This window comes from Candidatus Mycobacterium methanotrophicum (assembly GCF_023515995.1).
In the GTDB taxonomy this organism is placed as follows: Bacteria; Actinomycetota; Actinomycetes; order Mycobacteriales; family Mycobacteriaceae; genus Mycobacterium; species Mycobacterium methanotrophicum.
The window spans coordinates 2,964,358-2,988,445 of the sequence record NZ_CP097320.1 but is presented as its reverse complement, the minus strand read 5'-3'; the positions used below and the strand labels follow the sequence as shown (position 1 = coordinate 2,988,445).

Genomic DNA, 24,088 nt, shown 5'->3' with positions numbered 1-24,088 from the left:
CGTTAACGGTAGCGCATTTCCCAGGCGGTGAACCAACGGGCCGGCGCCGGTCACGCTTCCCCGAGCTCGCGTTCGCAGCGGATGACGCCAGCGGTCGGTTGCCTGGTTGCCCCAAGCCGGGGCTGTATCGTTGCCGCGTGACCGAGCGACCGCCCACACTTTACATCTTTCCGCACGCCGGCGGATCAGCCGAATATTACGTTCCTTTTGCCAAAGCGTTTTCCAGCGACATCAAACGCATTGCGGTCCGGTACCCGGGACGTGCCGGCACTCACGATCTTGGCTCATTTACCAGCATTTCCGATCTCGCGGACAAGGTTTGCCGGATGTTGCCGCCGCCGGACCAGTCCGCCGCGTCGGTGGCGTTCTTCGGCCACAGCATGGGCGGGTTGCTGGCGTTCGAGGTCGCTCGGCGGTTCGAAGTGGCGGGGAGCCCGATCGCCGCTCTGTTCGTATCGGCTTGCGCGGCGCCCGGCCGAGTCGGCTATGGGCACATCCCGGAGTCCGATCGCGGCCTGCTCGATGCGGTCAGCCAGATGACGGGGGTGAATCCCGAGTTCCTCGAGAACGAGGAATTCGCCACCAAGATCCTGCCGACGCTGCGCGGGCTCAAGGCCATCTCGAAGTACGACTGCCCCCCCGAGGCGACGGTGTCATGCCCGATCTTCGCTTTCCGAGGCGACGACGACGACGTCGCTACCCACGAGAAGGTGTCGCCGTGGTCGGAGCGCACGACGTCGGAGTTCACCGTGCAGGTCTTCCCGGGCCATCATTTCTACCTCACCGACCACATCCCCGCGCTGGTCAGCCAGATCGAGAGTAAGGTCTTGGCGTACTGCCGCGACTGACGACGGCGCGCCAACCGAGCACGGGGTGAACCATTCGACGGCTGGCCTCACGAGATTCCTTGCGAGGCCGTAATGTTGGCCTACCGCTGTTATAACGGTGACAAATAGTATGCAGAATCCTTGCGCGCCCGATATATTGGATCATACATCCGATTAATTGGACATCACGGCAAATTAGAACCTGCTCGAGTTCTGCGGCAAGCCTGCCGGCATATCCGCACGTGGCATGTTTCAGCGCCTGCGACATATGCAACTCGCCTCAACACCGCACCGTCGTCTCCAGCAAACTGCCGTGACGGCAGGGACAGCGCGATCGGCGGTCGGCGACGGCGCCGGCCGCGGTCTTGCCGCGGTCGCCGGTTCTCTAGCGAGAATTGTGAAAACACCACTCCCGACGGTGGTTACGACATTTGCGGAGATCAGGCCGGCCTGTTTAGTGCGCTCGAATGCCGGCCGGCGGATCGCGCACAACGCCAAACGACCAGAGAGCGCCGCCTTCCCGTTTGACGGCTTAGCAAACCTATGGTCTGATCTAGCGGGCAGGCAGCGCCCTGCTCGTGTTTGTCGCGCGTATTACTTGCATTCTTGGGTTTTTGGTCCGAGAGGTGCGGCGGCCCTGTTAATCTCCTGCATCACAAGCGCCCCTAACGTCGTTAGCGTTCGGGGCCTGAAGACATAGAGGGGTGGTGTCCCGGTGGAGGCAACCGAAGTTTCGCTTCCCGCAGCGTTGGGGGAAAGGGCCCGGCAAAAGCCGGATACGCCCGCATACACGTTCGTCGACTACGAGATCGACCCTGAGGGTTACTCGCAGACCGTGACGTGGTCCGAGCTTTACCAGCGCGTGCGGGCGGTCGCCGGGGAAATCGTGTCCTGCACGTTTCCCGGCGACCGGGTGGCCATCCTCACGCCGCAGGGCCTGGAGTTCGTCATCGGCTTCTACGCTGCGACGGAGGCGGGCTGCATCGCGGTCCCGCTGCCGGCGCCACAGTTCGGCGCGCACGACGAACGCGCCGCTGCGGCCCTGCAAGACAGCGCGCCGACGGTGCTCGTGACGACATCGGCCGTTGTCGACGACGTCGTTTCGTGCGCTCGTGCGCTCCCCGGCACACCACCGGCCGTGATCGAAATCGACGTGCTTGACCTCGACGCGCAGCCAACCTTGCGGTCGGGTAGCCGGCCACCCGCCAAAACCGCTCTGCTGCAGTACACCTCAGGCTCGACTCGCTCGCCGGCCGCCGTCGTGGTGAGCCACAAGAACATCTTCGCGAACATCTTCGCGAACGTCGAGCAGGTCATTGCGGACTATTTCGAGGCCGACGGGAAGGCGCCGCCGGCGGACCTCACACTGGTGTCCTGGCTGCCGACCTACCACGACATGGGTCTGCTACTCGGGGTCACTGGTGCGCTGACAATCGGACTTCACTCAGTCGTGATGAGCCCGATGGCGTTCCTTCAGCGGCCCGCGCGGTGGATGCAGCAATTGGCCAAAAACTCCTGCACCTTCACGGCAGTGCCGAACTTCGCCTTCGAACTGGCCGCGCGACGGACGACTGACGCCGACATGGCCGGGCTTGACTTGTCGCACGTGCACACCGTTCTGTCCGGTAGCGAGCGGGTACACGCGGCGACGATCCGGCGTTTCCTCGATCGCTTCGCGAACTTCAACTTCCCGGAATCCGCGCTCAAGCCGTCGTACGGCCCGGCCGAGGCGATGGTGTACGTGGCATCGTCGGATCCGGGACGGCCCCCGACCGTCGCCAACTTCGACTACGAGAAGCTGTCCGCCGGTCACGCGGAGGCCTGCGACAACGAAAGTGGCGTCCAGCTGGTCAGTGTCGGTACGCCGCGCGCGTCCACCATCCGGATCGTCGACCCGGACACCCGGGTCGAGAATCCAGCCGGCATGGTCGGCGAGATCTGGTTGCACGGCGACAACATCGCCAACGGCTACTGGCGCAAGCCGCAACTGTCGCAGCGGACGTTCGGCGGACAGCTCGTCGATCCATCGACTGACACGCCGACGAGTCCCTGGCTTCGGACCGGAGATTTGGGCGTTATCTACGACGGCGAGCTGTTCGTCATCGGCCGCATCGAAGATCTGCTGATCGTGGATGGGCGCAATCACTATCCCGACGACATCGAGGCGACGACTCAGGAGATCAGCGGGGGCCGAGTGGCGGCGATCTCGATCCCGGCTGATCGCACTGAGCGGCTGGCCGTGATCGCGGAGACGAAGAACCGCGGCCACTCCGAAGATGAGATGCAAGAGCGGCTCCGCACCGTCAGAGCGCAAGTGGCGTCTGCGATTTCCAAGTCGCACGGGTTGCGGGTGTCCGATCTCGTGCTGGTGCCGCCCGGCTCCATTCCGATCACCACCAGCGGCAAGATCCGCCCTTCCTCGTGTCTCGAGGCTTACCGCCAGGACGAGTTCAGTCGTTTGGATTCCGCCGCATGACGCCTCTCGGCGATACCGCCGAGAGGCCTGACTAGTGACTAGTGGTGTCCGGACTGCCTTACACTCAGCGAGAGTAAAGCCAATGCCATTGACCAAATCGTCGTTGCCCGCTGTGCTACGGAAGCGCGAAGGATGCCGGGACAACACCGGATGACATCTGAGAGCGGGGCTGAGTACCTCGCAGAGCTTTCTGTCAGATTGGGGGTGGCGCGATGACTGCGGCACCGTCGGATCGTCGTGCGATCATCGCCGAGGCGCTGCGCAAGATCGACGATCTGACTGCGCAGCTGGAGATCGCTCAAAAGGGGGACACCGAGCCGATCGCCGTGGTGGGGATGGGCTGCCGGTTTCCCGGTGGGGCGAACAGCACAGCCCAGTACTGGCGGTTGCTGCAAGACGGCGCCAGTGGAATTGTGCGGGTGCCCCCGGAGCGTTGGGACGCCGACGCGTTCTACTCCGACGACCACTCCGTGCCGGGGACGATCTGCAGTCGAGAGGGGGGTTTCGTCACGTCGTGGCGACCCGATGAATTCGACGCCGAGTTTTTCGGGATCTCACCGCGCGAGGCAGCCGCGACGGATCCTCAGCAGCGGCTGCTGCTCGAAGTTAGCTGGGAGGCACTGGAAAACGCGGGCATCACCGCGCCGATGATTCGAGGTACCCAGACCTCGGTCTTCGTTGGCATGACCACGCACGACTACGGACTGGCCCTGGTCGGGAGATTGCCGGCAGACGAGATCGACCCGCACCTGCCATTCGGAAATGCGGCGAACTTCGCAGCGGGGCGGTTGTCGTATTTCCTGGGCGTGCACGGCCCGGCGGTGGTGATCGACACCGCGTGCTCGTCGTCGCTGGTCACCGTCCATTTGGCCTGCCAAAGCCTGCGCCGGCGGGAAAGCGACCACGCGCTGGCCGCCGGGGTCAACCTGATGCTGAGTCCGGAAAACAGCGTCGCCACCTCGCGGTGGGGGATGCTGGCCCCCGACGGCCGGTGCAAAACCTTCGATGCGGATGCGGACGGCTACGTGCGCGGTGAGGGTTGCGGAGTGGTGGTGCTCAAGCGGCTCAGTGACGCGCTGCGGGACGGGGATGTGGTGTTGGCGGTGGTGCGCGGTTCGGCCGTCAACCAGGATGGCCCCAGCAGCGGGCAGACGGTGCCCAGCGGACCGGCCCAGCAAGCCGTGGTGCGTGCCGCGTTGGCGGCCGCACGGTTGCAGCCTTCGGAGATTGACTACATCGAGGCCCACGGCACCGGCACCGCGTTGGGTGATCCGGTCGAACTGGGCGCGTTGAGCAGCATCTTCGGTGAACGGAACGGCTCGGCGCCGCTGGTGTTGGGTTCGGTGAAGACCAACGTGGGTCATCTGGAGTCGGCGGCTGGGATCGCCGGGTTTATCAAGACTGTGTTGAGCGTGCAGCACGGCTACATTCCCCGGCACCTGCACTTCAAGCAGTTGACTCCGAATGCGGTCGAGGGCGCTTCGCGATTCACGATCGCCGACCAGGGCATGCAGTGGCCAGGCGTGGCGCGGGCCCGGCGGGCGGGCGTGTCGTCGTTCGGCGTCAGTGGCACCAACGCGCATGTGGTGCTCGAGCAGGCCCCGGCTACCGAGCCGGTCGCCGCACCGCCGGAACCGGTGACCACCTTGGTGGTCTCGGGGAAGACCCGCGCGCGCGTCGCGTCTACGGCCGCGATGCTGGCCGACTGGATGACCGCCGACGGCGCCGGTGTTTCACTGGCTGATGTCGCCCACACCCTCAACCATCACCGCACCCACCACAAGGTTTTCGCCACCGTCTGCGCGCGCGACCGTGCCCAGGCCGTGGCCGGCCTGCAGGCGTTGGCGACCGGTGAATCGGCAGTTGGCGTGGTGGGTGCCCATGACGGGCTGTGCAAGCCGGGCACCGTATTCGTGTATTCGGGCCAGGGCTCTCAGTGGGCGGGCATGGGCCGGCAGTTGCTAACGGACGAGCCGACATTCGCCGCCGCGGTGGACGAGTTGGAGCCCGTGTTCGTCGAGCACGTCGGATTCTCCTTGCGGCAGGTGCTCGCTGAAGGCCAGTCGGTGGCCGGGGACGCGCGGGTGCAGCCGGTGCTGATGGGGTTGCAGTTGGCGCTGACCGCGTTGTGGCGCTCCTATGGCGTGGAACCCGATGCGGTGTTTGGGCATTCGATGGGGGAGGTGACCGCGGCGGTGGTGGCCGGGGCGCTGAGCCCGGCTGAGGGGCTGCGGGTGATCGCGATCCGGTCGCGGTTGATGTCGCGGCTGGCCGGCCAAGGTGCGGTGGCACTGCTGGAGCTTGACGCCGACGCGGCCGAAAAGCTGATCGCCGACTACCCCGAGGTGAGTTTGGCGGGCTACCTTTCGCCGCGGCAGACCGTGGTCGCCGGGTCGGTGGGGCAGGTCGATGCGGTGATCGCCGCGGCAGCGGCCCAGGAGCGATTCGCCAGGCGCGTGAACATGGAGGTCGCCTCGCACACCGCGCTGATGGACCCGATCCTGTCTGAGTTACGTTCGGCGCTGGGGGATTTGGCGCCCAAGGCCCCGGCGATCCCGTTCATCTCCACCGTCGCCGACAGTGATCCGGTGTTGGATGCGCAGTATTGGGTCGCTAATGTGCGCCAGCCGGTACGGCTGCGCCAAGCCATCGCGGCCGCCGCCGAGCACCACGCAACCTTCATCGAAGTCAGCCCGCACCCCACGCTGGCGCATGCCATCGCCGAAACGCTGGAAACGCTTGCTTCCGGCCACCATCACAGCACCGGGACGCTGTGCCGCGACGGCGATGACACGGTCAACTTCCACACCAACCTCAACAGCACCTGTGTCCTTCGTCCCCCGCAGCTGCCGCATCCAGCCGGGCCGCACCCGGTGCTGCCCAGTGCGCCCTGGCACCACACCCAGCACTGGATCGGCGCGGGCAAGTACGTCAAAACAGCCGAGTCCGCGCCCAAGCCCGGCACCCTGCTCGGCGACCACACCGTGGTCGCGACCACACCGCCAACGCATCTGTGGCAGGCGCGGCTCACCCGCGCCAACAAGCCGTATCCGGGATCGCATCACAACAACGGCGTCGAGATCATTCCGATATCGCTTCTGTTGCGGACGCTTTCGGCCGCCGCCGCCGAATATGACGTATCGATAACGTCGGACGTCCGATTCGAGTATCCGATCGTCGTCGACGAGCCACGAGTGATCCAGGTGGTCGCCGACGGCGAGTCGGTCACCGTGGCGTCCAGTTCCGCGAGCGCCGGCGGCCCCGAAGCCTCCGCGCAACGGTGGGTCAGGCACGCCCATGCCCGAATCTCTCGCCAGCCGCCCAACCACGGGGCAGTAGGCCAGTGCCTGCCCGGCGCAGACACGGCAGACACCGAGTTCGTCGACGAGTCGGTTACGTCGCTGTGGCGGACCTGGGGCAGTGAAGGGCGGCCGTTCGAGTGGTCGGTCGGATCGTGCCGGTCGGCGGACGGGCGATTGCATGCTGAGGTTGAGCTGTCCAAATCGTCGGCGGTTGCGCTGCTCGACGCCGCCATCCACCTGGCCCGGCTGCTGGACAGTTCCAACCCGCGGCTGATGATCCCGGCTGCGGCAGCAAGTGTCCGCTTCGTTGCCGAGCCAATTGAGCCGCAGGGCCGCATCGAGGTGTATCGGCGCGGCGGCAACGACGAAGAGCTGATTGTCGACATGGTGGTCACAGCGGCGGATGGCAGCACCTGCGTCGACGTCCGCGGACTTCGCTACGCGGCAGTGGATTCGAATGCTTCTGCCTGCTCGGCGTCGCGCAACGACGACCCGTCGACGATGGTCCACACGATCGACTGGCAACCGTTCGGAGCTGTTGAGGGTGATGCTGACTCCTCTGCTGGCTTGGCCACGATCGCGGTGCTCGGCGACGACAGCGTCGTCGGCACCCTGCGTGATCGGCTTGCCGACGCGGGTTATCGGTCGGGAGCCGTCGCCGAGGCGCGATACGTGCTCTACGTCGCCGAGTCCAAGTCCGACGCGACCGACCTCGACTGCGCGGTCCGGTTGTCGGCCGAAATGGCCGCCCTGGTCCGAGGACTGGCCGAGCGAGACGATGACGACCCGGTCACGCTGTGGATCATCACCCGCGGTGTTCGCGAAGGTTCTTCCGGTGCCGCCGTGCGGCAGAGCTGCCTGTGGGGGACCGCGGGGGTCATCCGGGCCGAGCAGCCACAGCTGTGGGGCGGCCTGATCGACGTGCCGGGGGAAGCAGACGTCAGCGACTGGGTGTCGGCGCTGGCGGCGCAGTCTGCGGTCCTGCGGACACCGGCCAAGTCCATCCTGGCGCTGCGCGACGGCGAATTCTTCACCCAGGTGCTGGGGCCGGTCTCCGGCGAACCGGTCCGCGAGGCGCTGCGGTGTCGCCCGGATGCGGCGTACCTGATCACCGGCGGCATGGGCGCACTCGGTCTGCTGATCGCGGGTTGGCTCGCGGATCGCGGCGCGCGTCGTCTGATATTGGCCGGCCGCACGCCGCTGCCGCCACGTCGTGACTGGGACAGCGCCGTCGTTGATGCCGACACGAGGCGCAAGATCGACGCCATCCGGTCGCTGGAATCGGGTGGTGTTTCGGTCGACGCGGTGGCCCTCGACGTGGGTTCGCGTGATGGGCTGCGGGCGCTGGTAGCCAAACGCGACTCCGATGGAGCCCCGCCGATCCGCGGTGTCGTCCACGCTGCCGGAATCACCGATGCCCAACTGCTGACCGAGGCCACCCAGAGCCGTCTTCGGGACACCATGTCGCCGAAGATCGCTGGCGCGCAGGCGTTGCACGAGGTTTTCCCGCCCGGCAGTCTCGACTTCTTGTTTATGACCGCCGCGGCCGGGGCGGTGTTCGGTGTGCCGGGACAGGGCGCCTACGCGGCGGCCAATGCCTACCTGGACGGACTGGCCCACGCGCGTCACCGGCAGGGCTGCCACACGGTCAGCCTGGACTGGGTGGTCTGGCGGGGCCTCGGGTTTGGCTCGGACGCGCAGACCGCGGTGCAGGAACTCGAACGGTGGGGCTCACGGCCCGTCACCGCCGACGAAGCCTTCAGCGCCTGGGAGTACCTGGCGCGCTATGACGTCGCTCAAGCCGTGATGGCGCCGATGCCGTCGTCCGACGCGCCGGCGGCACCCGAGGCCCAAGCGATAACACCGGCATGGTCGCAGATGCCCGCCGAGGAGGTGCTGCGCGAACTCGAGGCCGGGCTGCGAACGATCGTGGCCCGCGAGCTGTGCATGCCGGAAGCCGAGCTCGCGCTCGACCTCCCGTTCGCAGAGCTGGGCCTCAATTCGGTGATGGCGATGTCGGTTCGGCGAGACACCGAGCAGTTCGTCGGCATCGAGCTGTCCGCGACGATGCTTTTCAATTATCCGACAATCGCTGCCTTAGCCGAGCATCTCGCCAAAAAGCTACTGCCGCGGACAGATTCGGACAACGAAAGCCAAGCGGCGGGCGACTCCGAGAGCAGTGTGTTGGATGACCTGTTCGCTCATGTGGAGTCGGCTCCGGCGGGTAGTGAGAGGGGTATCTAATGGAGGGCTACCTGTGGGGCTGCTCTAGCCGTTTGGAGATCGGCCCCGGCGTGCGGGAGTGTCGTCGTTTGGGGTTAGTGGCACCAACGCGCACGTCGTGGTTGAGCAGGCGCCCACGACCGACCCCGCTGGCGAACCCGTCGGTGAACCGGAACCGCTGGTGAGCACGCTGGTGATCTCGGGGAAGACCCCGGCCCGGATCGCGCCGTCGGCCGCGGTGCTGGCCGAGTGGATGGACGGTGAGGGCATGGGCGTCCCGTTGGCCGACGTCGCCCACACCCTCAACCACCACCGCGCCCGTTTCAGGAGCTTCGCCGCGGTGCGCAAGGCCTGTTGGCGCGGCGCATCGAAGTCGATGTGGCCTCACACCATCCGACCGTCGATCCGATCTTGCCGGCGTTGCGTACTGAGTTGGCCGGTTTGGCGCCGGTTGCGCCGAGGATTCCGTTGATCAGCACGGTCGGTCAAACCAGCGGCGCAGCACCGGCTTTTGACGCCGACTATGCCGACTATTGGGTGGCCAATCTGCGCAACCCGGTACGCTTCAGCCAGACAGCGGCGGCTGCTTCCAAAGACCATGCCACCTTCGTCGAAGTCAGCCCACACCCGCTGCTCACTCACGCCATCGGCGAAGCCCTTGCTTTAGCGCGGCAACTGGCTGCCGCCATCCCGACTGACGCGTCGGATGGTTCGACGTCGTATCTGCCGGTGTCGGTCGCGGCGATTCGGGTGTTCGGTCCGAGTCGGCGCCGCGCCCGGTGCCACGCTGAGCTGGTCGAGCAAGCGCCCGGTGACTACCGGGGCCGAATCGTTCTCACCGACGATGCGGGGACTGTGACCGCGGAGCTCACCGGCGTCGAGCTGCGACCGGTCGATCCCGCGGCGGTGCGGCTGCCGTTGGAGCGCAAGGTCTTCGACGCTGTCTGGGTGCAAAGTTCGGCGCCGCGAATTGCCTCGGCCAGCGACCGCGTGGCAGGCGGCAGCTGGCTGCTGTTGGCCGGCTCCGATTCCGAGACAGCGGCACTCGTCGCCGACGTTGCCACCCGGTTGAGCTCACCGACCCGACGAGTGGTCAGCGGTGCCCTGTCGAACGACTCGGCAGTAGTGGAGGGGTTCGCGAAAACCGCTGCTGAGGCGGAGCTTCCGCCTGCAGGCGTGATCGTGTTCCTCGGACATCCTTCGTTTGACGGCACGGATGTCGACGGCGCCCTCAAGGGCCTCATTCGTAACTGGCGGTTCCCCGGCGAAGCGGCGCGGGTGCTGGCCGGCGAGCCAGACCTCGGCACCACTCTTGTCGACCTGGGCAACGATCCGGACAATCTGGTCGCCGCGTTGATCACTGAACTCGCCTCGCCCGCCGGCGATGACGTGATCGCGTGGCGCAACGACGGCCGATATGTGCAACGGCTCTCGCGTGCGACGCTCGATGCCGGCCACCGGGAGGCGGTTATCCGCGGCGACGGCTCATACATCGTCACCGGGGGTTTGGGCGGGCTGGGCACGGTTGTCACGCGCTGGCTTGTCGAGCGCGGCGCGGGACGGATTGTGCTCAACGGTCGAAGCGAACCGTCCGAGGTTGCGCGCAAGGCCCTTGCCGACCTGACCAACGGCACCGAAATCGTCTTCGTTGCAGGCGATATCGCTGTACCGGGCGTAGCCGAGCGGCTGGTGGCTGCCGCCGAAGAGACTTCCCGCCCGCTGCGTGGAGTCGTGCACGCGGCCGGTGTGACCGGTGACGGTCTGGTGACTGCGCTCACCTCCGAAGGCATGCAACGGGCGTGGGCCCCGAAGGTAGGTGGCGCACTGCGGCTGCACGCTGCGACAGCCGCCCTCGAGCTCGATTGGTGGGTTGGGTTCTCCTCGATGGCCACGCTGCTGGGCCTGCCGGGCCAATTGGCGTACGCAACCGCCAATGCGTGGCTCGACGCGTTGGCGATGTGGCGACGTGCGTCGGGCCTGCCCGCGACCGCGATCAACTGGGGCCAGTGGTGGGACGTCGGGATGAGCCACGCACTGACTTACAGCATTCTCGATCCGATCACTCCAGACGAAGGCGTCGAAGCGCTGGGGTCGCTCGTGGGCGGTGCGCTGGCTCGGGTGGGTGTCGGACGACTGCGCCTTGATCGCGCCGTCGCCGCAACTCCCGAGTTTTGCGAACTGAACTACTTCGAAAATGTGGTGTCCGAATTCGACAACGCTTTCGACGTTTCAACCGTCGAGCAACGACCCGTCGTTGCAGACGGGTCAGAGATTGCCGCCCCGGACTGGTCGCAGTTGTCGGCGCAGGACAGGCGAAGCGGACTCGAGGCCAGGCTACGGGCCATTTTGGCCCGGGAACTGCGGATGTCGGCATCAGCACTCGACGTGGATCGGCCGTTCCCCGAGCTGGGACTGGACTCGATGATGGCGATGACGGTCCTGCGCCAGACGCAGAAGCTGGTGGGCATCGAGCTGTCGGCGGATATGCTGTTCAACCACCCGACCGTCTCGTCACTGGCGACGTATGTGGCGGGCCTGCTGGCACCCGAAGAAGTGCCGCAGGACCACGCGGGCGATCTTGAGCTGGGCTCGCCGGGCGGGGTGTTGGACGAGTTGTTCGATCATGTGGAGTCGGCTTCGGCGGGCAGTGAGAGCGGTATTTTTTAATGGGAAACAATCGTGTAGTGGGAACAATTTTCGACAGAGTTTCGGCGATGCCCGCCGACAAGCGGGATGCGCTGACACAGCAGTTCGACAAGGCTTCGCGCATCGCCGCCGCCGAACCGGTGGCTGTCGTGGGGATCGGCTGCCGTTTTCCCGGTGGTGCGGTAGGCCCGGAAGGCTACTGGAGCTTCTTGGCCGACGGCGGGGACGGGATCAGCGAAATTCCTCCCGACCGCTGGAATGCCGACGAGTACTACGATCCGGACCAGTTCGCGCCCGGCCGGATGTCGTCGAAGTGGGGCGGCTTCCTGCCCGATGTGGCCGGCTTCGACGCGGACTACTTCGGTATCTCCCCGCGCGAAGCCGAGGCCATGGATCCCCAGCAACGGCTGATGCTGGAGGTGGCCTACGAAGCGCTCGAGCACGCGGGGATTGCGACAGGTGAGCTGTCCGGTGTGCGCGCCGCGGTCATAATGGGTGTGTATTACGGTGAGTACCAAACGATTTCGGCCGCGAACCCGGACGCCATCGATGCCTACTCTGCGACCGGCAACGCCCACGCCGTCGCCGTCGGGCGCATCGCGTACCTGCTGGGGCTGCGTGGTCCGGCGGTGGCGATGGATTCCGCCTGCTCGTCGTCGCTAGTCACCATTCATCTGGCGTGCCAGAGTTTGCGATTGCGGGAGAGCGACCTGGCACTGGCAGGCGGGGCCAGCGTGATCCTGCGCCCGGAAACTCAGATCGCGATGGCCAAGTGGGGAATGCTGTCCCCGCGGGGCCGCTGCCACTCCTTCGACTCCCGAGCCGACGGATTCGTCCGCGGCGAGGGCTGTGGCGTGGTGGTGCTCAAGCGGCTCACCGACGCCGTGCGCGACGGGGACCGGGTCGTGGCCGTGGTGCGGGGTTCCGCGCTCAACCAGGACGGCCGGTCCAACGGCCTGACCGCGCCCAACACCATCGCGCAGTCCGATGTAATCGGGCGCGCGCTGCGCAGCGCCGACGTGGCCGCGAGCTCGGTGAACTTCATCGAAACGCACGGCACCGGCACGGCTTTGGGTGACCCGATCGAGTTCGAAGCACTGGCCGATCAGTATGGGCGCGGCGAGAGCCGCTGCGCTCTGGGTGCGGTGAAGTCCAACTTCGGCCACCTGGAGGCCGCTGCCGGCGTCGCCGGCTTCATCAAGGCCGTGCTGTGCGTGCAACGGGCGCAGATACCGCCCAATTTCAACTTCTCCCAGTGGAATCCGGCGATCGACCCGAAGCCCACCCGGCTGTTCGTTCCCACCGAGCTCAGCCCGTGGCCGGCCGAGGACGGCCCGCGCCGGGCCGCGATCTCGGCATTCGGCCTCGGCGGGACGAACGCACACATCGTGATCGAACAAGGGCCGGATCCGGCGCCGGCGTCGGATGCCGACACCTGCCCGGTGACCACATTGACGGTTTCCGGCAAGAGCGAACAACGGATCGCATCGTGGGCGACGGCACTGGCCGACTGGATGGAATCAGACGGAGCCGGCGTGCCGCTGGCCGACATCGCTCACACCGTCAACCACTACCGCAGCCGCCACAACAAGTTCGCCACGGTGACCGCGCGTGACCGCGCCCAGGCGGTGGCCGGGCTGCGGGCGGTGGCGTCCGGACAGCCGACGCCGGGAGTGGTCGGTCCCCGCGAGGCGCCGCGCGGATCGGGCACGGTGTTTCTATATTCGGGCCAGGGTTCGCAGTGGGCCGGTATGGGCCGGCAATTGTTGGCCGATGAGCCGGCGTTTGCTGCGGCAGTGGCTCAGTTGGAGCCGGATTTTGTTGCCCAAGTAGGATTTTCGCTGCATGATGTGCTGACTGCCGGCGAGCCCGTCGTCGGTATCGAGCGTATCCAGCCGGTGTTGGTGGGTATGCAGTTGGCGCTGACCGCGTTGTGGCGCTCGTATGGCGTTGAACCGGATGCGGTGATCGGGCATTCGATGGGGGAGGTCACCGCGGCGGTGGTGGCCGGGGCGCTGAGCCCGGCGGATGGCTTGAAGGTCATCGCGACGCGGTCGCGGTTGATGTCGCGGTTGTCCGGACAAGGCGCGATGGGGCTGCTGGAACTGGAGGCCGAGGCGGTCGAGAAGTTGATCGCCGAATACCCGGATGTCACGGTGGCGGTATATGCCGCTCCGCAACAGACGGTGATTGCCGGTCCGCCCGAGCAGGTCGACGCGGTGATCGCGGTGGTCGACGCGCAGGGCCGGCTGGCGCGGCGTATCGAAGTGGACGTGGCGTCCCATCATCCGACGGTTGACCCGATCCTGCCCGAATTACGCAGCGCGCTCGCCGATTTGGCGCCGATGACGCCGAAGATCCCGTTGATCAGCACGGTCGGTCAAACCAACGGCGCCGCACCGGCGTTCGACGCCGATTACTGGGTGGTCAATCTGCGTAACCCGGTGCGGTTCAGTCAGGCGGTGGCCAACGCCGTGGCAGAGCACGGAAGCCACGTATTCGTCGAAGTCAGCCCCCATCCACTGCTGAGCCACGCCATCAACGGCACGTTGGAATCGGCCCAGCCGCGCGGCGGTGTCCAGGTCGCGGCGACGTTGAACCGGGACAACCCGGAGACGCTCGCCTTCCACACCCAGCTGGCGACGGTCCGGCCGCCGTCAGCAGCGCAACCCGCCGGCGGCACAAAGAAACTTGTCGATCTCCCGCCGACGCCGTGGTTGCATTCCCGGTACTGGGCGGCGCCGTTTTCTGCGACCCGGCAGTCCGCCAGCACTCACCCCCTGCTCGGGATGCACGTCGAGATGCCGTCAGGCCGCGATCATGTGTGGCAGGCCGATGTCGGCACCGAATCGCTGCCCTGGCTGGCGGACCACAAGGTGCATGGCCAGCCGGTCATGCCGGGAACCGGTTTCGGCGAGATAGCACTGGCGGCCGCGGGTGAGGCCCTCGGCCTGCCGGTGCAGTCGGTAACCGTCCGAGTCGAAGTCGAACAGATGCTCCCGCTGGGCGCCCAAACCCCGCTCACGACGCAGCTCACCCGGGGCGCAGATGACGGCGATGACATTCGCATCGAAATCCACTCGCGCTCGGCCACCGGAACCTGGACCCGCCACGCAGTTGCGCACGTTGAGGTAACCCAGCCCGAGCCACCCACCGCGCCAACCACTTCCACAGACTCCGGCACCGTGATTTCGCCGGCCGATCTGTATTCGGCGTTGCGCAACACCGGTTTGCATCACGGCCCGGCGTTCGCGGCGCTGACTCGCATCGTGCGCAGGGCAGGCGGGTCTTCGGAGACCGAAATCGTCCTGCCGGACGAGGCGACCGGGCATCGCGGTTACCGCATCCACCCGGTGCTTCTCGACGCGGCGTTGCAAGGCCTGGCCGCCGCGATGTCGTCTGAATCGCTGACCGACTCCAGCGAGGCCACCTATCTGCCGGTGTCGTTCGACAAGATACGAGTGTTCGGCGATGTCGGCCGACGGGCCCGATGCCACGCCGAGCTGGTCAACCCCGACGGCGCGGGCGCCGGATTGATGGGCCGTGTCCTGTTGACCGACGACACCGGCACGCCGACCGCCGAGATCACCGGCATCTACCTGCAGCGGGTACAACGCCGCAGTGTGCCGCTGCCGCTGACCCAGAAGATCTTCGACACCGAGTGGGTCCAGACCCCCGTTGACCCGGTCGCGCCCGCTCCGCCGGACGGAAGCTGGCTGGTATTGACCGACGGCACCGAGACTGACGAGGCGGCAGAGGAATTCATCACCGGGTTCGGCTCACCGACTCGCCGGGTGCTGCGCGCCGATCTTTCGCAGGAGTCGGCGGTTCTGGAGGCGTTCGCACAAACCGCGGGCGACGCCGACCTTCCGCCGGTCGGTGTCGTCATCTTCGCGGACCGGCAGTCATTCGACGGGACCGAATCTCCCGACGCGGCGGTGCGCGGCCGTGACCTCGCCTGGGGCGTCGCGGCGACCGTGCGCGCGATCATCAGCGGGTGGCACGGGAAGTCGCCGCGACTGTGGCTGATTTCCCGCGACGGTCTGGCCGTCAACGAAGGGGAGTGGGGCGACCCGTCGATCAGCGGCCTGACCGGGCTGGTCCGGGTTCTTGCTTACGAGCACCCGGATCTGCGGACCACGCTGGTGGATCTCGCCGGCGACAGCGTGACGCAGGTGACCACCGAACTGGGACTGGCCTTCAGTGACGATGTGGTCGCCTGGCGCGGCGAAAAGCGCTACGCGAAACGGCTTTCCCGCGCGACGCTGGGCACGGCCAAGTCCGACACGGTGGTTCGGCGTGACGGCTCCTACATCCTTACCGGTGGTCTCGGCGGGATTGGCTTGGCCATGGCCCGCTGGCTGGCGGAACGCGGCGCTGGACGCGTCGTTCTCAACGGACGATCCAAGCCGTCCGAGGAGGCGCAAGCAGTGCTCGCCGAGCTGGAGCAGCGTGCACAAATTGTTGTGGTGCCTGGCGATATCGCCTCGCCCGGAGTCGCCGAGCGGCTGGTTAGCGCCGCGGAAGAGACGGGGCTGGCGCTGCGGGGTGTGATGCATAGCGCCGTCGTGCTCGACGACCAGATCGTCGCCGGGCTCAGCAAGGAAAGCCTGGAACGAGTATGGGCGCCTAAAGCCATTGGCGCACTGCGACTTCACGCCGCCACCACTGCCACGGCCGATCGTGAGCTTGACTGGTGGCTTGGCTTCTCCTCGACGTCGTCACTGCTGGGCGCGCCCGGACAGGCTGCCTACGCCGCGGCCAGTGCCTGGCTCGACGGCCTGGTCGAGTGGCGTCGGGCGTCGGGTTTGCCTGCCACCACGATCAACTGGGGTCAGTGGTCCGACATCGGCGTCGCCCGCTCGCTGACGTTCAGCGCGCTGGATCCGATTGCGCCGGCCGAGGGTATCGAGGCGCTGGAGGCCATCCTCGCCACCCGGCCCACTCGGATCGGCGTGGCGCGGCTACGGCTGGACCGCGCCGCGGCCGCATTCCCGGAAATCCAGCAGCTCGGGTATTTCGCCAAGCTGGCAGAGGAACTTGACATCGACAGCACCGACGACAACTGGGTGGGCCCCGACGCGTTGCGGGAGATGGATGCCGTTGACGCCAACCGGGTCGTCCTTGGCCGACTGGGTGGCCGGATCCTGGCCATCATGGGCTATCCGAAGGACAGTACGATCGATGCCGACCAGCCGTTGACGGAACTGGGCATGGATTCGCTGATGGCCGTGCGGATCCGCAACACTGTTCGTGGTGACTTCGGGGTGGAGCCGCCGGTGGCCCTGTTGTTGCAAGGTGCCTCGTTGGCGGCGCTGACGACCGATCTCATCCGTCAGCTCGGCCTTGACGCCGAGGAAATGGCCGACAGCGGCACCGCGGTTGGCGATCGAGCCAAGCAGCGCGCCGCGGCCCGGCAGCGCGCCGCGGCTCGGCGGAAGGTAGGGGATCGAGTGTGACCACCAACAGCGAACTGCCGCCCAGCGCCATCGCGGTCGTCGGCATGGCGGCCAGGTTCCCCGGCGCCAACACGCTGTCGGCTTTCTGGGACAACCTGCGCCGCGGCCAGGAGTCGATCGTCACGCTGTCCGAAGACGACCTGCTGGCAGAGGGTGTCACGGAGAAGTCGCTGGCCAACCACGCGTATGTGCGGCGCGCCGCATTGCTGGACGGGATCGACGAATTCGACGCTGAGTTCTTCGGCTTCACTCCGCAGGCGGCCCGGATGACCGATCCACAGCATCGGTTGTTCCTGCAGACGGCGTGGCATGCGATCGAAGATGCCGGTTACGACCCGGCCCAGATCGAGGGTTCGGTCGGCGTGTACGCGACCAGCACCACCAGCGGGTACCTGCTGCACAACATCATGTCCAACCACGACCCGAACGTGATCATCGGACAGGGCATCACTTTCGACTTGGTCAACCTGTCGATGCAGAACGACAAGGACTATCTGGCCACCAAGGTGGCTCACCAGTTCAACCTGCGCGGGCCCGCGCTCTCGGTGCAGACCGCCTGCTCGTCGGCGTTGGTCGCGGTGCACCTGGCCTGCCAGAGCATCTTGAACGGCGAGTGCGAGATGGCGCTGGCCGGCGGCGCGTCGCTGCGAATCCCGCACCGTGTCGGATATTGGTACGACCCCGGATCAATGGTGTCCCCGACCGGCCACTGCCGGCCCTTCGACGTCCGCTCCGACGGCACCATTTTCGGCAGCGGAGTCGGTGTGGTGGTGCTGAAGTCGTTGGCGGACGCCGTCAACGACGGAGACCGGATCCACGCCGTGATCCGGGGATCGGCGCTGAACAACGACGGTGCGACGAAGATGACCTACGCCGCCCCCAACGCGGCCGGACAGGCTGATGTCATCGCCGAGGCGCAGGCGATCGCCGATGTCGACTCCTCGACGGTGAGCTACATCGAGACGCACGGAACCGGCACGCCGTTGGGTGACCCGATCGAAATCGAAGGCCTACGCCTTGCATTCGCTGCTTCCGAAGGGGCCCGCCCCGGTCCGTGCTATGTCGGGTCGGTCAAGTCCAACATCGGTCACCTGGAGACCGCGTCCGGCATCGCGAGCTTGATCAAGACGATTCTGTGCCTCAAGCACCGGGCGATCCCGGCCACGTTGCATTACACCAGCCCCAACCCGGAGCTGCACCTCGACCGCGGGCCGTTCGTCGTCCGCAGCGAGTACGGCCCGTGGGAGTGGGATGGCGTGCTGCGCGCCGGGGTCAGCTCGTTCGGTGTCGGTGGCACCAACGCGCATGTGGTGCTTGAAGAAGCGCCGACGGTCCCGGTCTCGACGGCCCAGCCGGGTCCGCAGGTGCTGTTGATGTCGGCCCGAAGCGCCGCGGCGCTGCAGCAATCACGCGCGGCGCTGGCCGCCGAATTGTCGGGCGCCGACGAGGCCAGCCTGCCCGATGTGGCGTACTCGCTCACGCGCCGCCGCAAAGAGAACGTCCGCCTGGCGGCCGTCGTCAAAGACCAACAGGACGCGACGGCGGTGTTGGAGGCTGCCGAGCACGACAACGTGTTCGTCGGCGAATTCGCAGCGACCGGCGACAATTCGGAGCGCGTCGTTTTCCTGTTTCCGGGTCAGGGCGCTCAGCACATCGGGATGGCGCGCGGACTCTACGACTGCGAGCCGGTGTTCGCCGAGCACTTCGATCGGTGCGCCGCGGGCTTCGGTGACGAGCTGGGCGTCGACCTGCGCGCGGAGATCTTCGAAGGCGCCGCGCGCAATCTGGAGCGCACCGACCGCACCCAGCCCGCACTCTTCACCGTCGAGTATGCGCTGGCCAAGCTGGTGGAGAGCTACGGTGTTCGGCCGGCGGCGATGGCCGGGCACAGCATCGGGGAGTATGTGGCCGCAACCATGGCCGGCGTCTTCGACGTCGATACGGCCGTCAAAGTGGTGTCGATGCGGGCCCGTTTGATGCACGCCGCACCGCGCGGAGTGATGGTGGCGGTGGCGCTTAGCCCCGATGCCCTGGCCGAGCACCTGACCGGTGACGTCGACATCGCCGCGGTCAACGAGCCCGGTGGCTGCGTCGTCGCCGGAACTGAGGACAGCATCCGCCAGTTCAGCGACCGGCTCACCGAAAAGGGGATCGTCGCACGTCGGGTTCGCACGTCGCATGCGTTCCACTCGCGGTTGATGGATTCGATGATTCCCGAATTCACCGGCTTCCTGTCCCGTCAGACGCTCGGCGACCCCCACATTCGGTTGCTGTCGAACGTCACTGGAACCTGGCTGGCCGCCAGCGAGGCCACCAGTCCCGCGACGTGGGCGCGCCAGGTGCGCTCGACGGTCCGGTTCTCCGACGAAGTCGACGAGTTGCTCGCCGATCCGCACCGCATCCTGGTGGAAGTCGGCCCTGGCGGCACGCTCACCGCGTCGGCGACCCGGCACACCAGGTGGTCCAGCGGACACAGCGCGGTGCGGTTGATGCGCCATCAGGCCCAGAACCGCGACGATCGCGACGCGTTCCTGCTGGCGCTCGGGCAGCTTTGGGCAGCGGGAGTCGATGTGGACTGGGCGCCGCTACGCGGCGGGCAGCCGGCGCGGCTGGTGACGCTTCCTGGCTATCCGTTCGAACGGCAACGGCATTGGGTGGAGCATCGCGCGACAAGCTGGGCGGCGGATGCCGCGGCAACCAACGGAGCGGCAGTCGCGGGCCCAGCCGGGACTGCCGAGCCCACCCACGCGGCCAAAAACGGCAAGTCGCCGATGGAGGCGACGCTGCAGCGCATTTGGGGGCAGTGCCTGGGCCTGAGCACTGTCGAGCGCAACGCCAACTTCTTCGAACTCGGCGGGGACTCACTGGTCGCGATCAGCGTCGCGATGACCGCCGCCAACGAAGGGCTGGACCTTACACCCCAAGACCTTTATGACAACCAGACCGTCGCCGCACTCGCCAAAGCGCTGACCGCCCGTTATGCGATCGGCGGGCTGGCGCGTCAATCACCGGGCGACGTGACGCATCCACCAGTCCCGCCGAACATCTCCTACTTCCTCGAGCACGGCGTGCGCGAACACGGCCAGTGGCGTGTCCCGCTGATCCTGCAGCTTCGGCGCGACGTGGCGGTCGACGACATCCGCGCGGTGCTTACCGCCGTCAGCAATCACCACGACGGGTTACGCCTGCGCATCGTCGAACGGGCGGGCGCCTGGGAGCAGGTTGTGGCCGAGCCGGCGGAACCCGCCGACCTGGCCACCCGCTCCCTTCCAGACGAGGTGTCGCCGGGAAGCCCGCAGGAGCGCGAAGCGCTGCTGGGGATCCTCAACGAGCAGATCCGGGAACGGGATCTGTCCAGCTTGCCGCTGAGCGCCACCTATGTTCGTGGCGTGGCCGGCGGTTCGTGCTACCTCGCGATCAGCGTGCCGGCGTTCGCCGCCGACAACGCCTCGCGTGACATCTTGCTCACCGACGTCTTCACCGCCTTCGGCCAGCGGCTGGCCGGTGAAGAGATTGCGCTGCAACCGATCACTACCTCATGGGCGGAGTGGTCCCAGCGCTGCGCGACACTGGCCGTGCATCCCGCTGTCGTCGAAAGCCGCGACTTCTGGCTGCAGACCGTCACCGCTGCGAATCTCAAAGTGGCCGGCGACAACGCCGGCGAAGCCCCGGGCGTGACCGATCTGGCCCGGGTTGCGTCGGCGTTGACCGTCGCGGAAACCACCGAGATCGACGACGCACGGCGGCGGCTCAAGGTACCCATCGACGAAATGCTGCTGGCCGCGCTGAGCCGGACCGTTGCCACGGTGGTCGGTGAGGGCATCCTCGCCGTCGACCTCAACGGCGAGGGTCGCTCGGTACTCAAACCCGACGTCGACCTGCGCCGGACGGTGGGCTGGTTCACCACCGTCTACCCGGTCGCGCTGACCTGTGCCGCCGGCGACGATTCCAGCGCCAAGCAAGTGCTCGACGACGTGCACAGCACGCTGAATGCCGTCCCGCACTACGGAATCGGTTATGGTTTGCTGCGTTACCTGTACGCGCCGACAGCGCGTAGTCTCGGCGCCACCGCGCCGGCAGACGTCTATTTCTGCTACCTTGGCGCGATCCCTGACCTGCCGGCGCTGGGCGAAGACGTGGCCGTTCGATTGGACACCGACACCGCATTGCCGGTGCGCGAAGCCATTCCCGGCCTCGGTCACGCAATCGAGTTCCGGGTATTCCGCACGGCCGGCGTGTTGCACCTGGACTGGTGGTACGACACCCGCAGGGTCGACGTGGCCACCGTGCAGTCGCTGGCCGGCGAGTTCGCCGATGCGTTGATGGAGCTGACCCGGGAGGCGCTAGCGGAGGACGAAATGGACGCCGACAGCGAGGAACTAGCCTTAGTGGACCTATCGAGCGACATCGGTCGCGGGGAAGCGGATGGCTAGCACCGACAATGCGGTGGTCGCCAACGGGATCAGGAAAACATTCGGTCCCGTTGTCGCGCTGGCGGATATCAGCTTCAAGATCCGGCGTGGGGAAGTGCTTGGTCTATTGGGGCCGAACGGGGCCGGCAAGACCACCATGGTGGACATCCTGTCAACGCTGACGAGGCCAGATCGCGGCCGCGCGGAAGTTGCCGGGCATGACGTTTTGTCCGATCCGGCCGGGGTGCGGCGGTCGATCATGCTCACCGGCCAGCATGTGGCTCTCGATGACATGCTGAGCGGCCGGGAAAACCTGGTGATGTTCGGTCGTCTCCAGGGGCTGAGGAAATCGCAGGCCCGGCGGCGGGCCGACGAGCTTCTCCACCAATTCGACTTGGTCGACGCCGCAAACCGAAGGGTCAGTACATATTCGGGCGGCATGCGCCGACGTATCGACATCGCCTGTGGATTAGTGGTGCGCCCGGAAGTGGTGTTTTTGGACGAACCCACGACCGGGCTGGATCCGCGCAGTCGGCGCAGCATCTGGGAACTGGTTTCCGAGTGCAAGGAGGCTGGCATCGCCACGTTGTTGACGACCCAGTACCTCGAGGAGGCCGACGCACTGAGCGATCGCATCGTTGTGATCGATCACGGGGCCATCATCGCCGAGGGAACGGCCGACGAACTCAAGGAGCGAACCGGAGCCACCTACTGCGAAATCGTGCCCCGCCATCCACAGGATCTTCTCGCGGTGGCCGAAGCGCTCGGCTCGCTGTTACCGGAAAGAAACAGGGCGGCGTTGACGACCGCATCCGACCGCATCTCGATGCCCGCCGCCGGCGGGCCCAACACCCTCGCGCAGGCCCTAAACCGGTTAAGCGAGGCCAACATTGAGCTGCTCGACATCGCTCTGCGTCGCCCGTCACTTGACGAGGTGTTTCTAACGCTGACAACCGAAAACACCGGCGACAGACCCAGATTCACCTCCGGTCGCCATCCTTCGGAGAACTCGGGCAACACCGGTACCGAGCACATCGACGTGGATATATTGCGGTGACCGGTATCGCGGCTGCCCGGCCGGCGGTGTCGACTGTCCAGCAGTGCTGGGTGCTGACCGCACGCGTAATCCGGCCCACGCTGCGCAACGGGGAACTGGGTACCCAGGTGGCCGCGCCGGTCATGTTCACGGTCGACTTTTACCTTCCGCTCAAAGGGATCATGGGCGCCTTCGCCCAGGGCACGAGTAGCTATGGGCAGTACCTGATGCCACTCGTCGCGCTGGTAGCCGTCGCGTTCGCCGGCATATCGGCGGCATTGCGGGCGGCGACCGACTCGGTGCAGGGCATCGACCGGCGATTCAAAGCCATGCCGATCGCCGCGCTGACACCGCTGGCCGCCCGCATGTTAGCCAGCATGTACCGCTGCTGCATCGCGCTGGCGGTCTCGCTGGCGTGCGGCTATGCCATCGGGTTCCGGTTCTATGGCGGTGTGGCGCACACCGCGGGCTTCTGTGTATTGGTGATGGTGGTCGGCGCGGCCATGGCGTTGCTCGGAGACGTGATCGGGGTCGCGAACCAAAATCCGGCGGCCACCGCGCCCTTACTGTTGCCGCCGTTGCTCGTCCTGGGTCTGCTGTCGGTCGGATTGCAACCGGTCGAACGGTTCCCCGCCTGGATTCGAGGCTTCGTCCGCGATCAATTGGTATCGCAGTTCATCAATGCGCTGCGTGCATTAGCAGGCGACCGCACGCCGGCGGCCGGTATGGTGACCTGGCCTGTGATGATGCCAACGCTTATTTGGTTGGCGGGCTTCATAGTGATTCTGGTTCCGCTGCACGTTGTCGTTTCCTCGAGTCGGCGATGATGTCGATCGCAGCCGAGGACAACAGGACCGACACCTTCTGGGCATTTGGCGATGTACGCCCGGCGGGGCGTCGGCACGGTAGCGAAAACTCACCGTGGCGGCTCGTCGCGCACACATGGGTGCTTACCGTGCGGTTACTCGTTCGGTGGCGTCGCGATCCTGCGACCGTGCTCGAGTCCTTAATCATGCCTGTCGCGCTATTAGTGACCGTGAACATCGTTTTGGGAAACGGGGTTTCGCAGCTCACCGGGCACAGCGCTCTGTATGGCAGCGTCCCGCTGATCGCCATGGTCGGAGCCATGTCGGGCTCGATGGTCGGCGGAATCAACCTGATGCGTGAACGCGGCGACGGCTTGCTTTCCCGAATGTGGGTCGTGCCCGTGCACCGGGCATCGGGGCTGCTGTCCAGGTTGACGGCCGATGTTCTTCGGATCGTGGTGACCACTGCGGTCATCATGTGCACCGGCTTGGTGCTGGGTTTCCGGTTCCGGCAAGGGATCCTGGCCTCGGTGGCGTGGCTGTTCGTGCCGACGGTGTTCGGGGTGGCATTCACGATGGCCGTCATCACCCTCGCCTTGTACACGGCGAACACGATCGTGGTGGAGGCCACCGAGATCGTTTGGGGAGTGCTGATGTTCTTTTCCACCGGCTTTGTGCCGGTCAACCAGTACCCAGGCTGGCTTCAGCCAATCGTTGCGCATCAGCCGATAAGCTATGCCGTCGACGTGATGCGCGGGCTGTCGCTCGATGGTCCGGTGCTGGCGCCGATGGTCAAAATGTTGCTGTGGTCGGCGGGCATCGCCGCCACGTGCGCAATACCGATGGCTACCGGATACCGAAGGGCCGGCACCCGTGGATGAATCGTGGACCGCCGGGAGGT

The 24,088-nt window shown here is 66.4% G+C and carries 9 protein-coding genes and 1 pseudogene; all 10 read left to right on the top strand.

Features of this window, described 5'->3' with window-relative positions; all coding sequences use genetic code 11:
• Positions 1-137 precede the first annotated feature (137 nt).
• Positions 138-848: a thioesterase II family protein gene (locus tag M5I08_RS15345; RefSeq protein WP_249762812.1), complete on the top strand. Its 711-nt coding sequence runs from the start codon at positions 138-140 to the stop codon at positions 846-848.
• A gap of 694 nt (positions 849-1,542) precedes the next feature.
• Positions 1,543-3,303 (top strand): AMP-binding protein, encoded by a 1,761-nt coding sequence (locus M5I08_RS15340; protein WP_219066232.1) that lies wholly within the window; start codon positions 1,543-1,545, stop codon positions 3,301-3,303.
• A gap of 212 nt (positions 3,304-3,515) precedes the next feature.
• The gene (locus tag M5I08_RS15335) at positions 3,516-8,849 is read left to right on the top strand and encodes a type I polyketide synthase (RefSeq protein ID WP_219066233.1); all 5,334 of its coding nucleotides are present in this window, start codon (positions 3,516-3,518) and stop codon (positions 8,847-8,849) included.
• A 40-nt stretch (positions 8,850-8,889) separates the two neighbouring features.
• Positions 8,890-9,488 (top strand): annotated as a pseudogene (locus M5I08_RS27315) (acyltransferase domain-containing protein); the annotation flags it as partial.
• 69 nt (positions 9,489-9,557) lie between these two features.
• The gene (locus M5I08_RS15325) at positions 9,558-11,495 is read left to right on the top strand and encodes an SDR family NAD(P)-dependent oxidoreductase (protein ID WP_440271477.1); all 1,938 of its coding nucleotides are present in this window, start codon (positions 9,558-9,560) and stop codon (positions 11,493-11,495) included.
• A gap of 17 nt (positions 11,496-11,512) precedes the next feature.
• Positions 11,513-16,933, top strand: a complete 5,421-nt coding sequence (locus M5I08_RS15320) for a type I polyketide synthase (protein WP_304502937.1) — start codon at positions 11,513-11,515, stop codon at positions 16,931-16,933.
• Positions 16,934-16,977: 44 nt separating this feature from the next.
• Complete coding sequence (locus tag M5I08_RS15315) at positions 16,978-21,366, top strand: type I polyketide synthase (RefSeq protein ID WP_249763375.1); 4,389 nt, start codon at positions 16,978-16,980, stop codon at positions 21,364-21,366.
• A complete protein-coding gene (locus M5I08_RS15310) occupies positions 21,359-22,402 on the top strand; it encodes an ATP-binding cassette domain-containing protein (protein ID WP_219066236.1) in 1,044 nt (347 codons plus the stop codon). Before M5I08_RS15315 ends, M5I08_RS15310 begins: the two co-directional genes overlap by 8 nt.
• Positions 22,399-23,208, top strand: a complete 810-nt coding sequence (locus M5I08_RS15305) for an ABC transporter permease (protein ID WP_249762811.1) — start codon at positions 22,399-22,401, stop codon at positions 23,206-23,208. Before M5I08_RS15310 ends, M5I08_RS15305 begins: the two co-directional genes overlap by 4 nt.
• A complete protein-coding gene (locus M5I08_RS15300; RefSeq protein ID WP_219066257.1) occupies positions 23,208-24,068 on the top strand; it encodes an ABC transporter permease in 861 nt (286 codons plus the stop codon). Before M5I08_RS15305 ends, M5I08_RS15300 begins: the two co-directional genes overlap by 1 nt.
• Positions 24,069-24,088: the final 20 nt, after the last annotated feature.